At 71.8% G+C, this 20,271-nt stretch carries 17 protein-coding genes and 2 pseudogenes; 11 read left to right on the top strand and 8 right to left on the bottom strand.

Annotated features, from left to right (window positions below):
* The first annotated feature begins 73 nt into the window (after positions 1-73).
* Together ABZ340_RS14985 and ABZ340_RS14980 are read left to right on the top strand one after the other, a co-directional pair.
* Positions 74-1,180 (top strand): substrate-binding domain-containing protein, encoded by a 1,107-nt coding sequence (locus tag ABZ340_RS14985; protein WP_358782198.1) that lies wholly within the window; start codon positions 74-76, stop codon positions 1,178-1,180.
* Between the two features lie 174 nt (positions 1,181-1,354).
* Positions 1,355-2,380: a helix-turn-helix transcriptional regulator gene (locus ABZ340_RS14980; RefSeq protein WP_358782197.1), complete on the top strand. Its 1,026-nt coding sequence runs from the start codon at positions 1,355-1,357 to the stop codon at positions 2,378-2,380.
* Here ABZ340_RS14980 and ABZ340_RS14975 read toward each other — a convergent pair.
* Positions 2,343-2,851: pseudogene (locus ABZ340_RS14975) on the bottom strand (helix-turn-helix transcriptional regulator). The gene ABZ340_RS14980 and the pseudogene ABZ340_RS14975 sit on opposite strands and share 38 nt — an antisense overlap.
* The gene (locus ABZ340_RS14970) at positions 2,848-3,867 is read right to left on the bottom strand and encodes a helix-turn-helix transcriptional regulator (protein WP_358782196.1); all 1,020 of its coding nucleotides are present in this window, start codon (positions 3,865-3,867) and stop codon (positions 2,848-2,850) included. The pseudogene ABZ340_RS14975 and the gene ABZ340_RS14970 overlap by 4 nt, the downstream one beginning before the upstream one ends.
* 277 nt (positions 3,868-4,144) lie before the next feature.
* On the opposite strand from ABZ340_RS14970, the gene ABZ340_RS14965 reads away from it, so the two are divergent.
* On the top strand, positions 4,145-4,480 hold the full coding sequence (locus ABZ340_RS14965) for a hypothetical protein (protein WP_358782195.1): 336 nt from the start codon (positions 4,145-4,147) through the stop codon (positions 4,478-4,480).
* A gap of 205 nt (positions 4,481-4,685) precedes the next feature.
* Here ABZ340_RS14965 and ABZ340_RS14960 read toward each other — a convergent pair whose 3' ends face one another.
* The gene (locus ABZ340_RS14960; protein ID WP_358782194.1) at positions 4,686-5,102 is read right to left on the bottom strand and encodes a pyridoxamine 5'-phosphate oxidase family protein; all 417 of its coding nucleotides are present in this window, start codon (positions 5,100-5,102) and stop codon (positions 4,686-4,688) included.
* A 173-nt stretch (positions 5,103-5,275) separates the two neighbouring features.
* Here ABZ340_RS14960 and clpB point away from each other — a divergent pair, with 173 nt between their 5' ends.
* Together clpB and ABZ340_RS14950 are read left to right on the top strand one after the other, a co-directional pair.
* Positions 5,276-7,873 carry an ATP-dependent chaperone ClpB gene (gene clpB, locus ABZ340_RS14955; protein WP_358782193.1) on the top strand — a complete coding sequence of 866 codons (2,598 nt, stop codon included), beginning with the start codon at positions 5,276-5,278 and terminating at the stop codon, positions 7,871-7,873.
* Between the two features lie 150 nt (positions 7,874-8,023).
* Positions 8,024-8,560, top strand: a complete 537-nt coding sequence (locus ABZ340_RS14950; protein ID WP_358782192.1) for a YbjN domain-containing protein — start codon at positions 8,024-8,026, stop codon at positions 8,558-8,560.
* Positions 8,561-8,577: 17 nt separating this feature from the next.
* Here ABZ340_RS14950 and ABZ340_RS14945 read toward each other — a convergent pair whose 3' ends face one another.
* From ABZ340_RS14945 to ABZ340_RS14930, 4 genes and pseudogenes are all read right to left on the bottom strand, one after another.
* Complete coding sequence (locus ABZ340_RS14945) at positions 8,578-9,708, bottom strand: hypothetical protein (protein WP_358782273.1); 1,131 nt, start codon at positions 9,706-9,708, stop codon at positions 8,578-8,580.
* A 376-nt stretch (positions 9,709-10,084) separates the two neighbouring features.
* The gene (locus ABZ340_RS14940) at positions 10,085-11,038 is read right to left on the bottom strand and encodes an FAD-dependent oxidoreductase (RefSeq protein ID WP_358782191.1); all 954 of its coding nucleotides are present in this window, start codon (positions 11,036-11,038) and stop codon (positions 10,085-10,087) included.
* Between the two features lie 11 nt (positions 11,039-11,049).
* A pseudogene (locus tag ABZ340_RS14935) lies at positions 11,050-11,844 on the bottom strand (transcriptional regulator); the annotation flags it as partial.
* Between the two features lie 62 nt (positions 11,845-11,906).
* A complete protein-coding gene (locus ABZ340_RS14930; protein WP_358782190.1) occupies positions 11,907-12,878 on the bottom strand; it encodes a helix-turn-helix transcriptional regulator in 972 nt (323 codons plus the stop codon).
* 578 nt (positions 12,879-13,456) lie between these two features.
* Here ABZ340_RS14930 and ABZ340_RS14925 point away from each other — a divergent pair.
* Entirely contained in the window at positions 13,457-14,356 is a 900-nt protein-coding gene (locus ABZ340_RS14925; protein WP_358782189.1) for a radical SAM/SPASM domain-containing protein, read from the top strand.
* A gap of 28 nt (positions 14,357-14,384) precedes the next feature.
* Positions 14,385-14,732 (top strand): hypothetical protein, encoded by a 348-nt coding sequence (locus tag ABZ340_RS14920; RefSeq protein ID WP_358782188.1) that lies wholly within the window; start codon positions 14,385-14,387, stop codon positions 14,730-14,732.
* Between the two features lie 70 nt (positions 14,733-14,802).
* On the opposite strand, the gene ABZ340_RS14915 is transcribed toward ABZ340_RS14920, so the two are convergent.
* Positions 14,803-15,999 (bottom strand): pyridoxal phosphate-dependent aminotransferase, encoded by a 1,197-nt coding sequence (locus ABZ340_RS14915; protein WP_358782187.1) that lies wholly within the window; start codon positions 15,997-15,999, stop codon positions 14,803-14,805.
* Between the two features lie 151 nt (positions 16,000-16,150).
* Here ABZ340_RS14915 and ABZ340_RS14910 point away from each other — a divergent pair, with 151 nt between their 5' ends.
* From ABZ340_RS14910 to ABZ340_RS14895, 4 genes are all read left to right on the top strand, one after another.
* The gene (locus tag ABZ340_RS14910) at positions 16,151-16,450 is read left to right on the top strand and encodes a hypothetical protein (RefSeq protein WP_358782186.1); all 300 of its coding nucleotides are present in this window, start codon (positions 16,151-16,153) and stop codon (positions 16,448-16,450) included.
* Positions 16,451-16,846: 396 nt separating this feature from the next.
* The gene (locus ABZ340_RS14905) at positions 16,847-17,383 is read left to right on the top strand and encodes a DUF2617 family protein (protein ID WP_358782185.1); all 537 of its coding nucleotides are present in this window, start codon (positions 16,847-16,849) and stop codon (positions 17,381-17,383) included.
* Positions 17,384-17,526: 143 nt separating this feature from the next.
* Complete coding sequence (locus tag ABZ340_RS14900) at positions 17,527-19,164, top strand: polyamine aminopropyltransferase (RefSeq protein WP_358782184.1); 1,638 nt, start codon at positions 17,527-17,529, stop codon at positions 19,162-19,164.
* Positions 19,165-19,276: 112 nt separating this feature from the next.
* Positions 19,277-20,152, top strand: a complete 876-nt coding sequence (locus ABZ340_RS14895) for an SRPBCC domain-containing protein (RefSeq protein ID WP_358782183.1) — start codon at positions 19,277-19,279, stop codon at positions 20,150-20,152.
* Positions 20,153-20,271: the final 119 nt, after the last annotated feature.

Here is a 20,271-nt window from a genome sequence, read left to right as displayed (position 1 = left end):
CGCGTTGGCTTTTCAGTCACCTGGGGTGCACAGCGGCACCCGTGTCCGGAAGGCGTCAGAAGTGAGCCCCTGCATGCGTCGTACCGCCATATCCGTGGCTGCGTCCACGATGACTCTCTCGCTGGCCGCCTGCGGGGCGCTGAACGCCGCGGAGAGCGGTGGCGAGGCGAGCCCGGCCAAGGGCGACGACATCACGGTGGGTCTGCTGCTCCCGGAGACGGCGAACACGCGGTACGAGCAGTTCGACTACCCCATCTTCAAGCAGAAGGTCGCCTCCCTGACCCGGCACCAGGGCAAGGTCGTGTACGCCAACGCCGAGGCGAGCGCCGACAAGCAGGCCGAGCAGCTCCAGGACATGATCGACGACAGGGTCGACGTGATCGTGCTGGACGCCGTCGACGCGCACGCCGTCGCGGAGGGCGTGCGCAAGGCCAAGGACGCCGGCATCCCGGTCATCGCCTACGACCGGCTGGCCGAGGGGCCGATCGACGCCTACGTCTCCTTCGACAACGAACTGGTCGGCGAGGCCCAGGGCCGGGCTCTGCTGGAGGCCCTCGACGACAAGGCCGGCGGGTCGGCCCGGATCGTCATGGTGAACGGCTCGCCCACCGACCCCAACGCCAAGCAGTTCAAGGCGAGCGCCCTGTCCGAGCTGAACGGCAAGGTGACGATCGCCAAGTCCTACGACACCGAGGGCTGGAAGCCGGAGCAGGCCGAGGCCCACATGACCGAGGCGATCAACGAGATCGGCAAGGACAACATCGACGCCGTCTACTCCGCCAACGACGGCATGGCGGGCGGCGTCATCAAGGCGCTGAAGGCCGCGGGCGTGACCGACCTGCCGCCGGTCACCGGCCAGGACGCCGAACTGGAGGCGGTGCGGCGGATCGTCTCCGGCGATCAGTACATGAGCGTCTACAAGCCCTACCCGCAGGAGGCGGAGGGCGCCGCGGAGATCGCCGTCGCCAAGGTCCAGGGGCGGGACATCCAGTTCGACGCGCTGACCCGGGACAAGGTCGACAGCCCCACCCACAAGGGCATCCCCGCGCAGCTCGTGCCCGTCGTCTCCCTGACGAAGTCGAACATCGAGAGCACCGTCGTCGCGGACGGCATCTACCGGGTGTCCGAGATCTGCACGGACGCGTACGCGGCCGACTGCGCGGCGATCGGCCTGAAGTAGGCGCGCTCGCCGGCGTACGGCCACCCCTTCGGCAGCTCACCGCCGCGCGGGGCCGCGCAGGCCGGTGAACAGCGGCCCCCGGCGCCACGGCGGCGGGAGGCGTGTTGCGCACCCGTTCCCGACCGCGCATAGTTGCGCTGCGGAAACAGGCTGGAACCGGGGGTGGGACGGGCGATGGCCGGGCACGGGGCGGACGAGCATCCACACGGTGCTGACCGGCTGTGCGCGGCCGGGGACCGCGTCTACTCCCGGGCCGTGCGGCGGGGCCGCGTGCCGCGCCGGGACGCGGAGCCGGTGCCCTGTCTGCTGGACCTCGCCCTGCTGCACCCCGACCCCGACGACATGGACTGGCTCGTTCCGACCTCCCCGCAGGAGGTCATGACCCGCCTGCTGCGCGAGGTGCACGACGAGGTCAGCGCCGGCCAGCGCCGGGTGGGCTCGGCGGTGGCGGCCGTCGAGTGGTACGCGAGCCTCGGCCGCCGGGCGCATCCGGCCCCGGCCGCCGCGGAGGGCGCCGCGATCCGCGTCCTGGACGGCCTGGCCCGCATCCGCAGCGCGATGGACGAGGCGAGCCAGGCGTGCACGACGGAGGTGCTCACCGTGCAGCCCGGCGGCATCCGGCGCGAGCACGAACTGGCGGAGGGGCTGGACCGGGCGCTGTCGCTGCGCGGGCGCGGGGTGCGGATGCGGACCCTGTACACGCACGTGGCGCGGCACGGCCAGGGCCTGCTCACCTACCTGGAGCTGATGGGCGACGCGGTGGAGGCGCGCACGCTGGACGAGGTCACCGAACGCCTCATCCTCTTCGACCGCACGGTGGCCTTCGTCCCCGCCAACGCCGACCGCACGATGGCGCTGGAGCTGCGCCACCCGGCTCTCGTCGCCTACCTGGCGACCGTCTTCGAGCGCCTGTGGCACCTGGCGGTCCCGTTGAGCGCCCCGCTTCCCGACACCGGCATCGAGGGCATCTCCCACCGGGAGCGGTCGATCGCGGCGCTGCTGGCGGAGGGGCACCAGGACGCCGTCATCGCCGAGCGGCTCGGCATCAGCGTCCGCACCTGCCGGGCGCACATCGCACGTCTGTCGGAGACGCTGGGGGCGGCCAGCCGCACCCAGCTGGGCGTCCGGATCGCCCAGGCGGGTCTGGACGGTCCGCCGCGGCTCAGCCTTCCCGGTCGAGAATCCCCGACCGCGCGATGAGGTAACCGAGCTGCGCCCGGCTCTCGCTGCCGAGTGCGGCGGACAGCTTGGCGATGTGCTCCCGCGCGGTACGGACGTTCATGCCGAGCCGCTCCGCGATGACGGCATCGGTATGCCCTTCGACGAGCAGAGCGGCGATGGCGTGCTGCCGCGGGGTGATGCCGCCGGGGGTGGGGGGCTGGGCGGCGTGGGGGTACATGGGGGTGGCCAGCCGCACTTCGCGCCGGCGTTCGTCGGCGACGCGGTCGGCCGAGGCGCGCAGCAACCGGTGCAGGGCGAGGGCCGGCGGCACGGGTCCCAGCGGCGCGGGACCTCGAGGGCGGGGCTGAGCAGCCCGAGGTCCAGCAGGCACGGCGCGTGCGCGGCGTCCTCGGCCCGGACCGGGCCGTCGCTCAGCGCGCGTTCGTACGGCTCCGTACCCGCGTCGTACAGGTCCTCCACGCCGTGCTCCGCGTGCGGCGGTGCCGTCACCCGGAGGTCTCCTCCCGCTCCAGGATCCTCGACTGCGCGATGAGGTACCCGAGTTGCGCGCGGCTGCCGCTGCCGAGGGCGGAGGCGAGCTTGGCTATGTGGGCGCGGCAGGTACGGACGTTCATGCCGAGGCGGCGCGCGATCGCCTCGTCCACGTGGCCCTCCACGAGGAGCTTGGCGATGGAGTGCTGGATGTCGGTGATGCCGCCGGGGGCCGCCTCGTACGGGGTACCGGCCTTGAGGGGCACCGCGCGCGACCACATGAACTCGAAGACCTTGATCAGGTACCGGACCAGGCCGGGGTGGCGCAGCTCCAGGGCGACCTGCCGGTCTTCCCGGGTCGGGATGAAGGCCACCGTCTCGTCGCAGATGATGAGCCGTTCGACCAGTTCGTCGATCGTGCGCACCTCGACCTTGCCGTCGGCGATCTGCTCCACGTACGCGAGCGTCTCGGGACTGTGCCGTGCGGTGTGCTGGTACAGGGTGCGCAGCCGCACCCCCCGCTCGATCAGCGGCCTGTCGCGCTCCAGGCCCTTGAGGAGATTGCTCTCCAGCCGGCGTCCACCGGGCTGTACTGTGAGCACTTCGGTCTGGCACTCGGACGTCGCGATGTTGAGTGCGGAGTTGATCCGGTCCCGTCCCTCCAGCACCGTGATGGAGTGGGTGGCCGCGGCGCCCTGGGCGCTGGCGGCGAGGAACGGCTCGAAGGCGTCGGCCAGTTGCACCGAGAGTCGTCTGCGCTCGTTGATCTCCCGCTCGAGGGGGTACAGACGCTGGGCCAGGGCGACCGACGGAGGGACGGGGCGCAGCCAGTTGACGTCGTCAGGGTCCGGGTGGAGCAGGGCGAACTCCATGAGACAGGGGGCCGACTCCGCGTCCGCGCGTGCGATGCGGCCGACACGCAGAGCGCTGGTGTAGAGACGGCTGCCTTCGTCACATAGTTCGGTTATGGCATGGGGATGCTTCGCATGTGTCCCGTTTTTCCCCAATTTTCCACCCCCCAGGGTCCTGAACATGCAGGAACATGATGCACCGATTGTGTGGCCATGACGTGCCCGAATGAGCCATCGTCTTGTTCGACGGGGGAAGAGGAGACCATCGAGTGAGGACGAAGCCAACTATGAGTAAGAAAATGCTTCGCTCGGTACTTGCCGCTGCTCTTTCCGCCGTCGCGTTGTTCGGGGCTGTGAGCGGTCTGGCCGGCAAGTCCAGTGACGTTCGGACGGACGCGGGATCGGTCGCGCTGGTCGACGGTGGGGCCCACCTCGACGACACGTCCTGGAACTGATCGCGATGGCCACGCCACCCGACGACCGCTCCTTCCGTCGCGAGATGGCCACCGCCTACCGCTCCGGCTGGCACTTCATCGACCTGGTCACCGCCATCCCCCACAGCGGTGACTCGCTGATGGTGACCGTCTTCGGGGAGCCGGTCGTCATCACGCGGGACGAGGACGGAGACGTACGGGCGTACCGGTGCCTGCGGCGGCCCAGGGGGGCGCCGCGGCCCGTGCGGTGTGCCGTCCGGTACGGAATGATCTTCGTGAACCTGGACCAGCGGGACCACCGGCTCGTGCAGCCGGAGGTTCCCGACGTGAGGACCATCTCGGCCACCCCCCGCAGTGCCTGACGCGATTCCCCCGTCGCAAAAGATCGCTCAGGTGCTTCCCCCCGCAGCGGCGTCACCGTGACCTGAACACGGTGACGCCGCTGTCGTTTTATGAGGACTTTTCCCGGCAGCGGGTGATCGCGGGGCCGGCTGGAACACGCCGGTGGCCCGGAGCCCCGGGCGAGAGGGGCGCCCGGCTCGCGGCGTCCCCTTCTGCCCGGGGCTCTCAGCCCCGCCCCATCGCCCGGTCCAGTTCGATCTCGATCACCACGCGGGACGGGTTCGGCGACGGCACCCGCCCGTACCGCTCGGCGTAGCGCCGCTCGGCCTCCGTGATCCGCTCCGGTTCCGTGCGGACGAAGGCCCGGCCCTCCAGCGTCGCCCAGCGCTTCCCGTCGACCTGGCACACGGCGGCCCGCGCCCCTTCCGGCCCCGCCGCCAGGACGTTCCCCACCTTCGCGCTCGACTTGTTCGCGATGACCCGGGCCAGCCGGGCCGCGGGGTCGTAGGTGACGCCGACGGGCACGACGTGCGGGGTGCCGTCCGGGCGCGGCGTGGTCAGCGTGCACAGGTGCCGCTCCCGCCAGAAGCGCAGATACGGCTCGTCCGGGGAACCCGGATCGATCGAGTAGCTGGTGGCCATGGACCGGAACATAGCCGGTCCGCTCCCGTCCCGCCCTCCCGCACCAGCCTTGAGTGGAATAGACTCAACTTTGTGTACGTTGATTGAGTCAGCACTGGAAGATCACTGAAAGCTCACCGAAAGCTCACTGGGAGACGTGGCCGTCGGCTGACGCATAGGAGGAGAACGCGAACGTGGACGCCGAGCTGACCAACCGGAGCCGGGACGCGATCAACGCGGCCAGCAACCGGGCCGTGACCGAGGGGCACGCCGATTTCACGCCTGCCCATCTGCTCCTCGCTCTGCTCCAGGGGCAGGACAACGAGAACATCACCGACCTGCTCGCCGCGGTCGAGGCCGACCTGGCGGCCGTACGCTCCGGCGCGGAGCGCATCCTCGCCGGGCTGCCCAGCGTGACCGGGTCCACGGTGGCGCCGCCGCAGCCCAACCGGGAGATGCTCGCCGTCGTCGCCGACGCGCAGGCCCGCGCCAAGGAGCTGGGTGACGAGTACCTGTCCACCGAGCACCTGCTCATCGGCATCGCCGCCAAGGGCGGCGCGGCCGGGGAGGTGCTGGAGCGGCAGGGCGCCGGTGCGAAGAAGCTGATGGAGGCCTTCCGCAAGGCCCGGGGAGGACGACGCGTGACCACCCCCGATCCCGAGGGGCAGTACAAGGCGCTGGAGAAGTTCGGCACCGACTTCACCGCCGCCGCCCGTGAGGGCAAGCTGGACCCGGTCATCGGCCGGGACCAGGAGATCCGGCGGGTGGTGCAGGTGCTGTCCCGCCGCACCAAGAACAACCCCGTCCTCATCGGCGAGCCCGGCGTCGGCAAGACCGCCGTCGTCGAGGGGCTGGCCCAGCGGATCGTCAAGGGCGACGTGCCCGAGTCGCTGAAGGACAAGCGGCTGGTCGCGCTCGACCTGGGCGCGATGGTCGCGGGCGCGAAGTACCGGGGCGAGTTCGAGGAGCGGCTGAAGACGGTCCTGGCGGAGATCAAGGACTCCGACGGGCAGATCATCACCTTCATCGACGAGCTGCACACCGTCGTGGGCGCGGGCGCGGGCGGCGACTCCGCCATGGACGCCGGCAACATGCTCAAGCCGATGCTGGCGCGCGGCGAGCTGCGCATGGTGGGCGCCACCACGCTCGACGAGTACCGCGAGCGGATCGAGAAGGACCCGGCGCTGGAGCGGCGCTTCCAGCAGGTGCTGGTCGCCGAGCCGTCCGTCGAGGACTCCATCGCGATCCTGCGCGGGCTCAAGGGCCGCTACGAGGCCCACCACAAGGTGCAGATCGCCGACAGCGCGCTGGTGGCGGCGGCCACCCTGTCCGACCGGTACATCACCTCCCGCTTCCTGCCGGACAAGGCGATCGACCTGGTCGACGAGGCGGCCTCGCGCCTGCGCATGGAGATCGACTCCTCCCCCGTCGAGATCGACGAACTCCAGCGCTCCGTCGACCGGCTGAAGATGGAGGAGCTGGCGCTGAGCCGGGAGACCGACGAGGCCTCGCGCGAGCGCCTGGAGAAGCTGCGCCGCGACCTCGCCGACAAGGAGGAGGAGCTGCGCGGCCTGAACGCCCGCTGGGAGAAGGAGAAGCAGTCCCTCAACCGGGTCGGCGAGCTGAAGGAGAGGCTGGACGACCTGCGCGGGCAGGCCGAACGCGCCCAGCGCGACGGCGACTTCGACACCGCCTCCAAGCTGCTGTACGGCGAGATCCCGGCCCTGGAGAAGGAGCTGGAGGCCGCCTCGCAGGCCGAGGAAGAGGTCGCCAGGGACACCATGGTCAAGGAGGAGGTCGGCCCCGACGACATCGCGGACGTCGTCGCCTCCTGGACCGGCATCCCCGCCGGGCGGCTGCTGGAGGGCGAGACGCAGAAGCTGCTGCGGATGGAGGACGAGCTCGGCCGGCGGCTCATCGGCCAGACCGAGGCGGTACGGGCGGTCTCCGACGCCGTACGCCGCTCGCGGGCCGGCATCGCCGACCCCGACCGGCCCACCGGGTCCTTCCTCTTCCTCGGCCCGACCGGTGTCGGCAAGACCGAGCTGGCCAAGGCCCTCGCCGACTTCCTCTTCGACGACGAGCGGGCGATGGTCCGCATCGACATGAGCGAGTACAGCGAGAAGCACAGCGTGGCCCGCCTGGTCGGCGCCCCGCCCGGCTACGTCGGCTACGAGGAGGGCGGCCAGCTCACCGAGGCCGTGCGCCGCCGCCCCTACAGCGTGGTCCTGCTGGACGAGGTGGAGAAGGCCCACCCGGAGGTCTTCGACATCCTGCTCCAGGTGCTGGACGACGGACGGCTCACCGACGGCCAGGGCCGCACGGTCGACTTCCGCAACACGATCCTGGTGCTGACCTCCAACCTGGGCAGCCAGTTCCTGGTCGACCCGCTCACCAGCGAGGCGGAGAAGAAGGAACAGGTGCTGGAGGTGGTCCGCGCCTCCTTCAAGCCGGAGTTCCTCAACCGCCTCGACGACCTGGTGGTCTTCTCGGCCCTGACCAAGCCCGAGCTGGAGCGCATCGCCCGCCTCCAGATCGACCGGCTGGCCGGGCGGCTCGCCGAGCGGCGCCTCACCCTCGACGTCACGCCCGAGGCGCTGGCCTGGCTGGCGGAGGAGGGCCTGGACCCGGCGTACGGCGCCCGCCCGCTGCGCCGCCTGGTGCAGACCTCCATCGGCGACCGCCTCGCCAAGGAGATTCTCTCCGGCGAGATCAAGGACGGCGACACGGTCCGCGTCGACCGCGCCGGGGACGGACTGACCGTGGGCCCGGCCACCGGAAAGTCGCTGTAGGACCCGGCGGCCCGCCACCCTCCGGGGTGACGGGCCGCCCGCCGACCGGCTGGATCCGGCCGACCGGAGGGCGGCAGATCCGGCCGGGGCTTGCCACCCCCCTCCCTGGATGAGGGAGGATGGCGAGATCCGTACGAAGGGAAAATCACGGTGAGCATCGACCCGTCCTCGATTCCGAACTTCGGGGGCCAGCCCGAGCCGCAGCCCCAAGGACCGGCGGGCCCCGTCGTCCCGGATCAGGATCTCGTGAAGCAGCTCCTGGAGCAGATGGAGCTCAAGTACGTCGTCGACGAGGAGGGCGACCTCGCGGCGCCGTGGGAGCAGTTCCGCACGTACTTCATGTTCCGCGGCGAGGGTGACCAGCAGGTCTTCTCGGTGCGGACGTTCTACGACCGGCCCCACAAGATCGAGGAGAAGCCGCAGCTCCTGGAGTCGATCGACGACTGGAACCGGCGCACCCTGTGGCCCAAGGTGTACACCCACACCCACGACGACGGCACGGTCCGCCTGATCGGCGAGGCCCAGACGTTGATCGGCATGGGCGTGAGCCTGGAGCACTTCGTCTCCTCCACGGTCAGCTGGGTGCGCGCGGCCATCGAGTTCGACCGCTGGCTGGTGGAGCAGCTCGGCCTGGAGCAGGAGGTCGACGGCGCGGAGAAGCCCGAGGACGGCGAGACCGGCGAGTAGACCGCCGGCCCCCGGCCCTACAGCGGCGTGTCGGTGAGTATCAGCAGGTACGCGCCGTACGCGTAGGAGAGCCCGGCCAGGGCGCCCACCACCGCGGTGGCGTGCCAGGGCCGGGCTCTCGCCGTGCGGACCAGTGCCTGCGCCAGCGGCAGCAGCAGCGGGAACGCCGGCAGCAGGAAGCGCGGCTTGGAGGCGAAGAAGCCCGCCCCGCCGAGCGCGATCAGCAGCAGCACCCCGCTGTGGACGAGCAGCGGCAGCGGGGCCCGGTCCAGCAGCAGCAGGACGTACAGCAAGGCGGCGGCGGCGACGGCCAGCAGCGACATGGCGACGTCGAGCCGGTCGCCGCGCAGCACCAGGTGGCGTACGGAGCCCACCGCGTCCTGCCCGAAGTCGAACCGCGAGCCCCAGCCGCGCTGCACCGCGAAGTAGCCGCCGAGCGGGTCGCCCGTGCGGTGCCCGACCCACAGCAGGTACGCCGTCCAGCCCAGCGGGGCGAGCGCGGCGCCCGTCCACAGTCTGTGGAGTCTGCGGGCGGCGCGGGCGGGCCGGCGCCGCCCGCGCCACAGCTCCACGGCCGCCGCCGTGACGACGGCCGCCGCGACCGCGATGCCGTTGGGCCGCGCGAGCCCGGCCAGGCAGGCCAGGGCACCCGCCCACACCCAGCGGCCGGTCAGCACCGCGTGCAGCGACCAGGCGGCGCAGGCGGTGAGCACCGGCTCGGTGTACGCCATCGACAGCACCACCGAGTGCGGCAGCAGCCCCCACACCACGACCAGGGCGGTGCCGACGGCCCGCCCGTGCAGCCGGGCGCCCAGGGCGTACAGGCCGCAGGCGGCGACGGCCGCCGCGAGCCACGACACCAGCAGGCCGGCCGTCATGCCGTCGACGGGCAGGACGGTGCCCACGGCGCGCACCAGCGCCGGGTAGAGCGGGAAGAACGCCAGGTCGCTCTGGACGACGTCGTCCCCGAAGCGCAGGGTGCGGCCGTAGCCGTCGGCGGCGATGCCCAGGTACCACCGGGAGTCCCAGGTCCGTCCGAGCAGGGTGAGCGGTTCCTTCCCGGCGGCCCGGGAGGCCACGGCCAGCACCACCGCGCCGCCCAGCCGGGTGGCGGCGAACAGCGCGAGTGCGGCGCAGGCCGGGGACAGCCGGGGCCGGGCCCGCCCGCCGGCGCCGGGCTCGCCGGCGGCGGGGCGCACGAGGGTGCTGGCGTGGCTCACACCCGCACGATGCCGCCGGGGGGCGGGCGCCGCGACCGGGGGCGTCCGGGAGGGTCAATCCCCGCAGCGGGGAGGCGGTCCATGCGGGCAGTCCCTCGGTGAGAGGTCCGGTCTCGCGTTTGTAGTCGATCCTGTTTTGAAGCCGCGCATGCTGTGCAGCCGCGTGGTGCTGGAGAAACCGGTCATCCAGGTGGCGATCTTTATGTGGGTTCCAGCGCGGGTGCGGAAGGTGTGCTGGGTGGCCACGACTACGCCCGGTTACTCCTCCGCAGACTGCCGCAAACGTCTGTTTCTCCAGGTTCGGTCACTTGACGGAGAGCAACGCCCGAGTCTCCTCGGCGCACCCCCACGACAGCGTGACGCCGGCGCCTCCGTGCCCGTAGTTGTGCACCACCACGATGCCGTCCTCCCGCGTCTCTTCCTCCACACGGACCGTGGCGCGGGTCGGTCGGGCGCCGACCCGGTGCTCCAGGACACGAGCCTGGGCGAGGCGGGGCTCGACCTCGGCACAGCGGGCGAGGATGCCGGCCGCCGCCCTGTCGTCGGGGGCCAGGTCGCCCTCGCTGTCGATCGCCGTGCCGCCCAGGACGACGGTGTCGCCGTGGGGGTAGAAGCACAGCAGATCCGGCGAGAGGCCGGTGTCCTCGGAGAAGAACTCGGTCAGCCCGGGGTTGGTGACGACGACGTGCTGGCCGAGGATGGGCCGGAGGTCAGGGTCCGGAACCAGGTCACGTGCCCCGAGGCCCGCGCAGTTGACGATCGCCGAAGCCGGACCGGCGTCCGAGAGCGAGGTCAGCCGTCGCCGCTCGACCACCCCTCCGGCCTCGCGGAACCGGCGCAGGAGGTGGTCGAGGTAGGTGGGCATGTCGATCAGCGGCACGGTGAACCGGTAACCCGCCGTGAACCCGGCCGGAAGTTCGGCCCGCTCGCACGGTCGGAAACCCGGCAGAGTGGTGGCCCAGTCCGGCGCGGACTCGGCCGTGCGGGACGCCTCGATGCCACTGGTGAGCCGGACGCCCGTCGCCGGGTCCCGGGCCAGTTCCCGGAAGACCTCCAGGGACCGCTGCCCCCACTGGTCGACCTTGTCCTTCGGCTCGACCAGGTAAGGCCCCCACATCGCCCCGGCCGCCAGCGACGTGCCCCCCGGCACCTGCTCGGCGATCACGTGCACCGAAGCCCCGGCCTCGGCGAGAACGACGGCCGCGGTGAGCCCAGCCACCCCGGCCCCGACGACGACAACGCGCTCCCCTGCGGTCATGGCCCCCGACCCTAACGGCCGGGTTGCGTCGATGGGGCGTGTCGGGCGAGGGCGTCCTCCAGGGCCGGCAGGAAGCCGCGCACGTGAGGGTTGCGCTGTCGGCGGCGGAGGTCGGCGGCAAGCTGGTGGAGCAGCGCCGCGCTGCGAGGCGAGTGGACGACACCCAGGCGGTCGGCGGCGATCTGGCCGATCTCGCAGGCTGCCTCCAGGTCTCCGTGGGCGCTGTGGCCCAGGGCCAGCCAGGCTCCCTCGAACATGGCTCGGCGCTGGCTGGGGTCACCGCGCGGGACGTCGTACGCCCCGGACCTGAGCATCTCGGTCCCCTGGGCGAGGAAGCGACGGCTCTTCTTTCCGCTCTCCGCCTTCTGCTGTGCACGACCCATCTGGATGAGGCCGTAGCCGGCCTGGCAGTCCAGGTGGTTGTCGGTGAGGAAGTACATCCAGCGGGGCTCTTCTTGGCGGCCGTCCCGGCTTGCGATCAGTTCGCGGGCAGCACCACGGGTGTGGGCGAAGTCGTTGTCACGGCCGGCAGCGGCGTACGCGTAGGCGAGCCGGGACAGGACGGACGCCCGGACGGCCGGCGGGGCGGCGTCGCCGGCGCGGCGGGCGGCCTCGCCGAGGGCGACGGCATCCGCGGGGTGTCCTCGACTGGCCGCCTGGAAGGAGAGGTCACCGAGGATGTGGGCACACAGGGCGAGATCGTTGACCTGATGCGCGGCCCGGAGCGCCGTTATGAAGTAGCGCTGCGCCAGTCCGTGATCGGCCGCGTCGAAGGCCATCCAGCCGGCCAGCTGGCCGATCTCCGCCTCGATGCGGGCACTCGGGTGCCGCATGTCCAGTCCTCCCAAGGATTTGTGCCACCTTTCTCTCAGGCGGCTTCGAGCGCCCGTCGTAGTGCGTCCTTGTGCTCCCACGTCCAAGGGGCGTCCTTGAGCTCGTCGGGCAGTCCGGCAAGCCCGGTTCTCAGGTGGTCGGCCGCCTCGTTGTGCCTTCCCAGCGCGAGGGTGCAAATGCCCATATTCAACCGGTTGAAGTTCGGCGTGAGCCAATATGCGGTCGTGGGCGGCGGAAGTTTCGCGGCTTTGTCCATGAGCTTTTCGGCGTCGTCCACCATGCGCAGCGCTGCATCTCGCTCTCCCATTTCAGCGAGCCCGCCCGCCGCCTGCAGGTAGTCTCCGATCCGCTGTGCCGGGTGCGCGCCGGGGGTATTCGCTGCCGCACCGAACCAGCGGGCAATCCCTTGGGGCCGCCCCTGCTGCCGCGCAATGTAACCTTTGAAGTTCAGTGCCTGCGCGGCAAGAGTTCCGTTCCTGGTTTCGTCGGCAAGTTCCACAGCTTCGTTGAGCAACGGTACCGCTTCCCCGAATTCACGCGTTTGCGCGAATAGCCATCCTGTGAATTGGATCCACTCCGACGCTACGTCGGCTAGCCGGTCCCTGTGCGGCCCCCTCGCCTCTTTGAGTACTCGGGTGAGTTCTTTCATTTGCACCATGGTCGCCGGAATGATGGTGCGCGGCTGTGCCGTGTCGTCCAGTCGCCGGTAAGCGGCCAGTACGCCGGCGAGAGCGTCAACGGTTCCCCTGTCAAGGCGAGAGGGGTTTTCCGTGCTGCGGGCAACCCGCGCCGCGTCGTCGTCATCCAGAACCGTTGCCGCCAATGCGCCACCGGAACCAGTGAGGGAATCCAGCGCGAGGGCGAGTGCTTTCGACGGTCGCTGTTTTCCGTTCAGTACGCGCGACAAATACGCCGGGTCATAGTGCGTTTCTCGTGCTGCGGCTTTCATCGAATATCCGGCATCACGCAGCGCCCGGCGGGCAAGAGCGGCGAATTCATCACGCATCGTGAACCTCTGGGGGTTGACCGGTGGTGCTTCCAGAGTAGTCAACCCTCGTCAACTCCCGCGTTATTGCTGGGAGTCCAAGCATGGACTGATGCAGGAAGGACCCCCGCGACGCGGTGAACGTCCGGGGGCGTGGCCATCAACCCCGTGGAGGTTGACGACAGTGCCCAAAGCTACAGCCGGACTCCGTGAAGCTCGCCGACGGGCGGACGCCGATACCAACGCGCAGCGCGCCGAGTACACGACGTACGCGCCCGAGGGCGAGAAGTGCCGCAGGTGTCACAAGCTGTTCGGCAAGCTGGAACTCGTCCGACGAGTGCAGCCATCCGGTGAGGAATCCAACGGTCGCCTGTACGTGCATGTCGAGTGCTGGTCCGGGGGCGGGACGTGACGGCCCCGGCAAAGCATCTGAGTGCCCGCGCGGGCGCCCTCCCCACCCTTGAGCTCAGCCTGCCAGACGACCCTGCGGGGCCGTGCAACGCCTCTCCAGACGGCTGGTGGACCGAGCGCGGCGGACGGAGCGACCCGGTGCCGGGCGTGATGCCGCGCGCTACCTGCAACCTGAAAGGTGATGCGGGATGAACCTTGCTGAAAACCCGTTGAGATTCGCGTGGTTGGAGATCACCGGACTGTGCAACGAAAACTGTGATCACTGCTACGCGGGCTCGTCGCCGCAGGGGAACCACGGCACCACGACCGTGAGGGATTGGGTGCGCGTCATTTCGGAACTCGCCGAAATGGGCACGCTGGACGTTCAGTTCATCGGCGGGGAGCCGACCCTGTTCCCGTACCTTCCCTCGCTGATTCGGCACGCGCACGCGTCCGGCCTGTCCGTTGAGGTCTTCTCGAACATGACCCACATCAAGGCCGAACTGTGGGACGTGTTCCGCGAATGCGGGGTGAAACTCGCTACGTCGTACTACTCCGACAGCGCGGAGGAGCACGACGCCGTGACCAAGCTGCGCGGCTCCCACAAGCGCACCCGCGCCAACATCGAAAAGGCACTGTCTCTCGGTATTCCGCTGCGGGGCGGGGTCGTCGCCGTCCGGCCGGAGCAGCGAGTAAGCGAGGCGGCGCAGGATCTTCTGTCCCTCGGTGTGGAACAGGTCGGCGGGGACCGTACGAGGGCATTCGGGCGGGCGAGCAAGGGGGCCGCACCGACCATCGCTGATCTGTGCGGGCACTGCGCGCATGAGAAATGCGCCATCGGCCCGACCGGCGACGTGTGGCCGTGTGTGCTTGGCCGATTCCTCAAGATCGGGAACGTGCAGGAATCCCCGGTCTCCGAAATCTGGGGCGGGCTGCGAATGGGGGAGGTGTTGGCCGATATTCGCGCCGTTCTCGGTGATGGGGTCCAGTCGTGCACGCCTCCGCAATTCCTGCCCATGTGTGGCCCGTGCGGCCCGTGTGTTCCCTCGGTTGGGCACTGTGACCCCAAGGAGGCCGACAGCGCCGCTACGATCGGCCAACCGGCCTAATCCGCTGAGATCACCAGGGAGCGCACACATGGACGATCACGGGGACGACTTCGGCCCGTGGGGGTGGGAGAGCAACAACAACGTCATTCAGCGAACCGAGGATGAATGGCTGACCATCGCGCGGTACGTCCGGCACGCGGCGAACAAGCTGGGACCGGAACTGCCGCTGTGCCTCCCCGGTGAACCGCAGGAATGCGGGCGGACGGCTCAGCAGCACGTGATCGCGTGGGCCGCTCACCTCAAGGCCGTGTCCCATCACCTGATCGAACAGGCCACTCCCAGCGAGGCCAGGGGCGCTCACGCTGCCGGCCCCCTGTACCAGCGGCGGCTGGCCGAGCTGCGCGCCCAGTCGGCCCTGGTGCACACCACTCGCTGACCGGCGGCACGTCCTCTGACCGCCCCGTCTGTGCGTCTTCCCCGTGGCGCATGGCCGGGGCCCTTCGCTGTCACATCTGTTGCTGCATGTCGGACAGCCTGCCGATGGCCTCGCGCAACTTATCGGCCCGCTTGCAGAACGCGAACCGTACGAAGGGGGCGCCCTCCTCCCGGTGGTCGTAGAAGACCGCGTTGGGGACGGCGACCACGCCGGCGCGTTCGGGCAGGGTGCGGCAGAAGGCGAAGCCGTCGTCGAAGCCGAGGGGGCGGATGTCGGTGGTGACGAAGTAGGTGCCGGCCGGGCGGAAGACCCCGAAGCCGGCCTCCGCCAGGCCCGCCGCGAGCAGGTCCCGCTTGGCCCGCAGGTCGTCCCGGAAGCCGGTGAAGTAGGAGCCGGGCAGCGCGAGCGCCTCGGCGACCGCGTACTGGAAGGGGCCCGCCGACACGTACGTCAGGTACTGCTTGGCCGAGCGGACCGCCGTGACCAGGGCGGGCGCGGCGGTGATCCAGCCGACCTTCCAGCCGGTGAACGAGAACGTCTTGCCGCTCGACGAGATGGTGACCGTGCGCTCGCGCATCCCGGGGAAGGACGCCAGCGGCACGTGCTCGGCGCCGTCGAAGACCAGGTGCTCGTACACCTCGTCCGTCACCACCAGCAGGTCCCGCTCCACGGCCAGCTCGGCGACGGCCGCGAGCTCCGCGCGGGTGAGGACGGTGCCGGTGGGGTTGTGCGGGGTGTTGACCAGCAGCAGGCGGGTGCGGTCGGTGACGGCGTCGCGCAGCTCGTCCAGGTCGAGGCGGAAGGCGCCCTCGCGCGGGCGCAGGGTGACCGGGACCCGGGTGCCGCCCGCCATGGCGACACAGGCCGCGTACGAGTCGTAGTACGGCTCCAGCGCGATCACCTCGTCGCCGGGCTCCACCAGCGCCAGCAGGGCCGCGGCGATCGCCTCCGTGGCGCCAGCGGTGACCAGGACCTCGGTGTCGGGGTCGTACGACAGGCCGTACCACCGCTCCTGGTGCGCGGCGATCGCGGCGCGCAGCTCGGGGACGCCCGGGCCCGGCGGGTACTGGTTGCCGCGCCCGTCGCGCAGCGCCCGCACCGCCGCCTCCCTGACCTCCTCGGGGCCGTCCGTGTCGGGGAAGCCCTGGCCCAGGTTGATCGCGCCGGTCCGCACGGCCAGCGCGGACATCTCGGCGAAGATCGTCGTCCCGAACTCGGCGAGCCGGCGGTTGAGGAGGGGGCGTGCGCTGGAGGTCATGCCGGCCATCCTGCGCCGAAGCTCTGGAGTTCCTCAACTCTGCTTTGGGGCGCGCCGGGCGGGGGCATCTCCCGGTCACGCAACGAGCGAGGCAACCAACGGGGGCTGCTTCGGGGGAACTTTCGGCAACGTCCGGGGGAATCGGAAGGAGGGTGACGCCATGGTCGTCGGCATCATCCTGGCAGTGGTCGTCGTCGTGGTGTTCGGAGCGGTCGCGGCCGCCCGCAGCGGCAGCCGGAGCACGGTGCGCCCGGCCGGCGGCGCGGGGCGCCGCCGGCGGAGCGAGAGCGGCGGCTCGGGCGGCGTCGACACCAGCTGGTGGGTCACCGTGGACGGCGGGGACTCGTCCGGGTCGTCCGACAGCGGCTCGTCGGGGGGCCACTCCTGCGGGGGCGGCGGCTCGTCCTGCGGCGGCGGGGGCTCGTCCTGCGGAGGCGGCGGATGCGGCGGAGGCAGCTGACACGGGGCAGCCGAGCTCCGCGGGGGAGCCGCATCCCCACCACGGGACCGCTTCGGGGGTGAGCCCCACGGTCCCGTGCCGCCGCGCCCGAACGCCCGCCGGGTACCGCTCCCGGCGGGCGTTCGGGCGCCCGGCGCACACGGAGCGCACAGGCGTACGCCCTGGTTGAACAGTTGCGCTTCGGGGCCCCCGGAGGGATGAAAGTACTACGAAGTTGGGTAAAAACGCTGTGGCGGCGCCCCGGTACGTGGTTCTGTCTCAGACACCTCGCAGCCCCTCGGGCACCCTGCGGACCCTCCTGGCCGGCCGACGGGCTGACGGGCCCACACCCCCCGGCGCGAACGGGGGGCGCAGGACCCACACCGTCCTCTCCTTGTGTGCTTGCGGAGCCGATCCATGCTCACGACCCTGAACACCGCCTACACCGACACGCGTGCGGCCGACCTCGCCTGGGCCCTGGGGCGTGAACCGCTCCCCGCGCTGGCCACGCTCGACCTCGAACTGAGGGGAGCGAAAATGCAGTTGAGGCTTCTCGGCGCCTCCCACCAGGTGCTCCTGGAGGAGGAGCGGGGAAGCTGTTCGGAGACGGTGGCGTGCATCCCGGGCAGCAGCACGCCCCTGCCGCTGGGCGTCGCCAAGCGGGTGGGCGACTGGGAGTACGAGTTCGCGGCCCGCGTGGAGAAGCTCCCGCCGGGGCCGTTCGCAGGCCGCGCCCAGGAGTTGCTGGCCCTGGTCTCCGACCATCCGCACGGCCTCGCCGGTGTCTTCCCCGGCAACCCGAACGCCTTCACCGCGCTGCTGGCCCAGCGTCACGAGGGCCAGGTGCACTGGCGGACCTGGCACGCCTACCCGCAGGACGGCCAGCTGGTGGCGACCCGGACCCGGGTGGGCGTACGGGCGCGGACGGAGCCGCTCAGCCCGTCCGGGGTGTGAGGCGCGGTCCTTTCGCGCCGTCCGGGGTGTGAGGCGCGGTCCTTTCGCGCCGTCCGGGTTTCAAACCTGCTTGGCTTCCTCGAACACCGTTTTCACACGTGTGGGTGACGAAGTGTGTCAGTGAAGTGACGTAACGTCACAGCGTGATCGAACCGCACGCGCCCGCCCCGCCCGGCTCTCCACCGCACCGGGGTGGCTCCGGCGGCACGGCGGCGCCCTCCGTGCCGCTGCCGGTCCGGGAAGGCACCGGACGGTTCCTGGTCCTCGCGGGCGTCTTCGTCTGCGCGGCCTGCGGCCTGGTGTACGAACTCGAACTCCTCGCCACCGCCGCGTACCTGACCGGCGACTCGGTCACCCAGACGTCCGTCGTCCTGTCCGTCATGGTCTTCGCGATGGGCGTCGGCTCGCTCGCCGCCAAGCGGCTGCGCCGGTACGCGGCGGCGGGCTTCGGCGCCGTCGAGACCCTGCTCGCCCTCGTCGGCGGAAGCAGCGCCATGGCCCTGTACGCCGCCTTCGCCTGGACCGGCGACCGGGGCGGCGTGGCGGCCGACGGCCCCCGCTGCCTCCTGGCCGTCTTCTCGCTCGTCATCGGCCTGCTGATCGGCGCCGAGGTGCCGCTGCTGATGGAGCTGATCCAGCGCGTCCGCCGCCAGGACGCGGGCGGCGCGGTGGCCGACCTGTTCGCGGCGGACTACGTCGGCGCCCTGGCCGGGGGCCTGGCCTTCCCCTTCCTGCTGCTGCCGTTCTTCGGCCAGCTCACCGGCGCGCTGCTCACCGGTGCCGTCAACACCGTCGTCGGCACCGCCCTGGTCCTCGGCCTGTTCCGGCGGGACCTCTCGCGCCGCGCCCGCCGGCTGCTGCCCGCCGCGGGCGCCGCCGTGCTGGCCGTGCTGGCCGTGACCGCCGTCCTCGCCGACGACTTCGAACGGGCCGCCCGGCACGCGGTGTACGGCGCCGATGTCCGCGTGGCCCTGCGGACCGGGGTGCAGGAGGTGGTTCTCACCGGCTCCGCCGACGGCCGCACGCTGGAGCTGTTCCTCGACGGCCGGCTGCGGACCAGTGGCCGGGACGAGCGCCGTCACCACGAGGCACTGGTCCACCCGGCGATGACCGGCCCGCACGCGCGCGTGCTGATCCTCGGGGGCGGTGACGGCCTCGCCGCCCGCGAGGTGCTGCGGTACCCGGACGTCCGCCGGGTCGACGTCGTCGAACGCGACCCCGAGGTCGCCCGGCTGGCGCGGCGGGACCCCGCCCTGTCGGCGCTGAACGAGCACGCCTACGGGGACCCGAGGCTGCGCCTGACCACGGGGGACGTCTTCGAGCGGCTGCGCCGCGCGGAACAGGCCGCCTACGACGTGGTGATCTCGGACCTGCCCGACCCGGGCGTCACGGCCGCCACCCGGCTGTACTCCCAGGAGTTCTACGGCCTGGCCCGGCGCGCCCTGGCGCCCGGCGGGCGGCTCGTGGTGCACGCCGGGTCCACCGTCTCCCGCCCCCGGGTGTTCTGGACGGTCGAGGCGACGCTGCGCGCCGCCGGCCTGCGCACCGCGCCCTACCGCACGGCCGGCCACGGCACGGGGGACGCGGCCGGAACCTCCCGCACCCCCCGTGACCGGGGGTTCGTCCTGGCCGCCCGCACGCCCCCCGCCCTGCGCCTGGACCCCCGCGCCCCGCGCCCGCGCACCCTCACCCAGGCGTCCCTGACCGCGGACGCCCGGGCCGCGTCCCGCACCCGCGTCCGGGGCCTGCCCCCGTCGACGCTGGTGCACCCGAGGTACTGAACGTCCGCCCGGGCCGTGTCCCCCGCGGGAAGGGAGGGCCCTCCTCCGGGAGCCGGACGACTTCGCGCCGACGGGGGGTGGGTCCGGCCCGGGCTGGGTAGGCTCCGTCGACATGGAGCATGAGGTGTTCGTTCCGGTTCCGGCGGAGCGGCTCAGGGAGGTGCTGGCCGACCCCGAGCAGGTCGCCCGCGCGGTTCCCGGCCTCCAGCAGGACGCCGACGCCGAGCCCGTCGCCGGGCGGCTGAGGGTGCGCGTCGGCGGCCACACCATCACCTACCGCGGCACGGCGCGCCTGACCCGGCGGGACGAGGGCGCGTACGCCGTCGAGGCCGACGCCACCGAGGCGCGCGGCACCGGCACGGTCCGGCTCGCGCTGACGCTGCGCGTGACGGACGCCGACGGCGGCTCCACCCTCGCCTTCGCCGGGACGGCCACGGCGGACGGACGCGTCGCGGACCTGCCGGCGGAGGCGGTCGCCTCGGCCGCGACCCGGCTGCTGAACCGTTTCGCGGAGAACCTGGGCCACGCCGCGCGGCAGCCCCCCGGGACCGTCGAGGCCCTGGCCACCGAGGACTTCGAACCGGCGGCCGACGGCGACTTCGACGCCGCCCCGGACGCGGACGACGCGCCGGTCCCGCCCGGGTCCGCCGGCGCCGCGTCCCCGGACACCCCGTCCGTCTTCGACACCGAGGTCCCCCCTCCCTCCCTCGACCCCACCACCGCCGACGAGGGCGTCGACGCCTCGGACGCCGCCGAGGACCTCACGGTCCCGGCCGAACCGCCCGCCGAGGCCGCGCACGCCCGCCGCACGATGATCGGGCGCAGCGCCGAGGAGGTGGACCACGCCCCGCCGCGCGGCCGGTACGCCCCCGTGCCCGCCCCCCGGACGACCGTACGGTCCACCTCCCTGCGCTGGGCGGCCCCGGCGGCGGCGCTGGTGCTGGCATCGGCGATCGTGGTGGGCCGCGCGCTGCGCAGACGCCGCTGAGCGCAGACGCCGCCGGGCGTGGGTGCCGCCGGGCGTGGACGTCACCGGGCGTGGGCGCCGCTGAGCGTGGATGCCGCCGGGCGTGGGTGCCGCCGGGCGTGGACGTCACCGGGTGCGGG

Source organism: Streptomyces sp. NPDC006134 (genome assembly GCF_040628835.1).
Classification (GTDB): Bacteria; Actinomycetota; Actinomycetes; order Streptomycetales; family Streptomycetaceae; genus Streptomyces.
The sequence above is the reverse complement of the archived record's forward strand: the minus strand, read 5'-3'. Positions and strand labels throughout refer to the sequence as shown.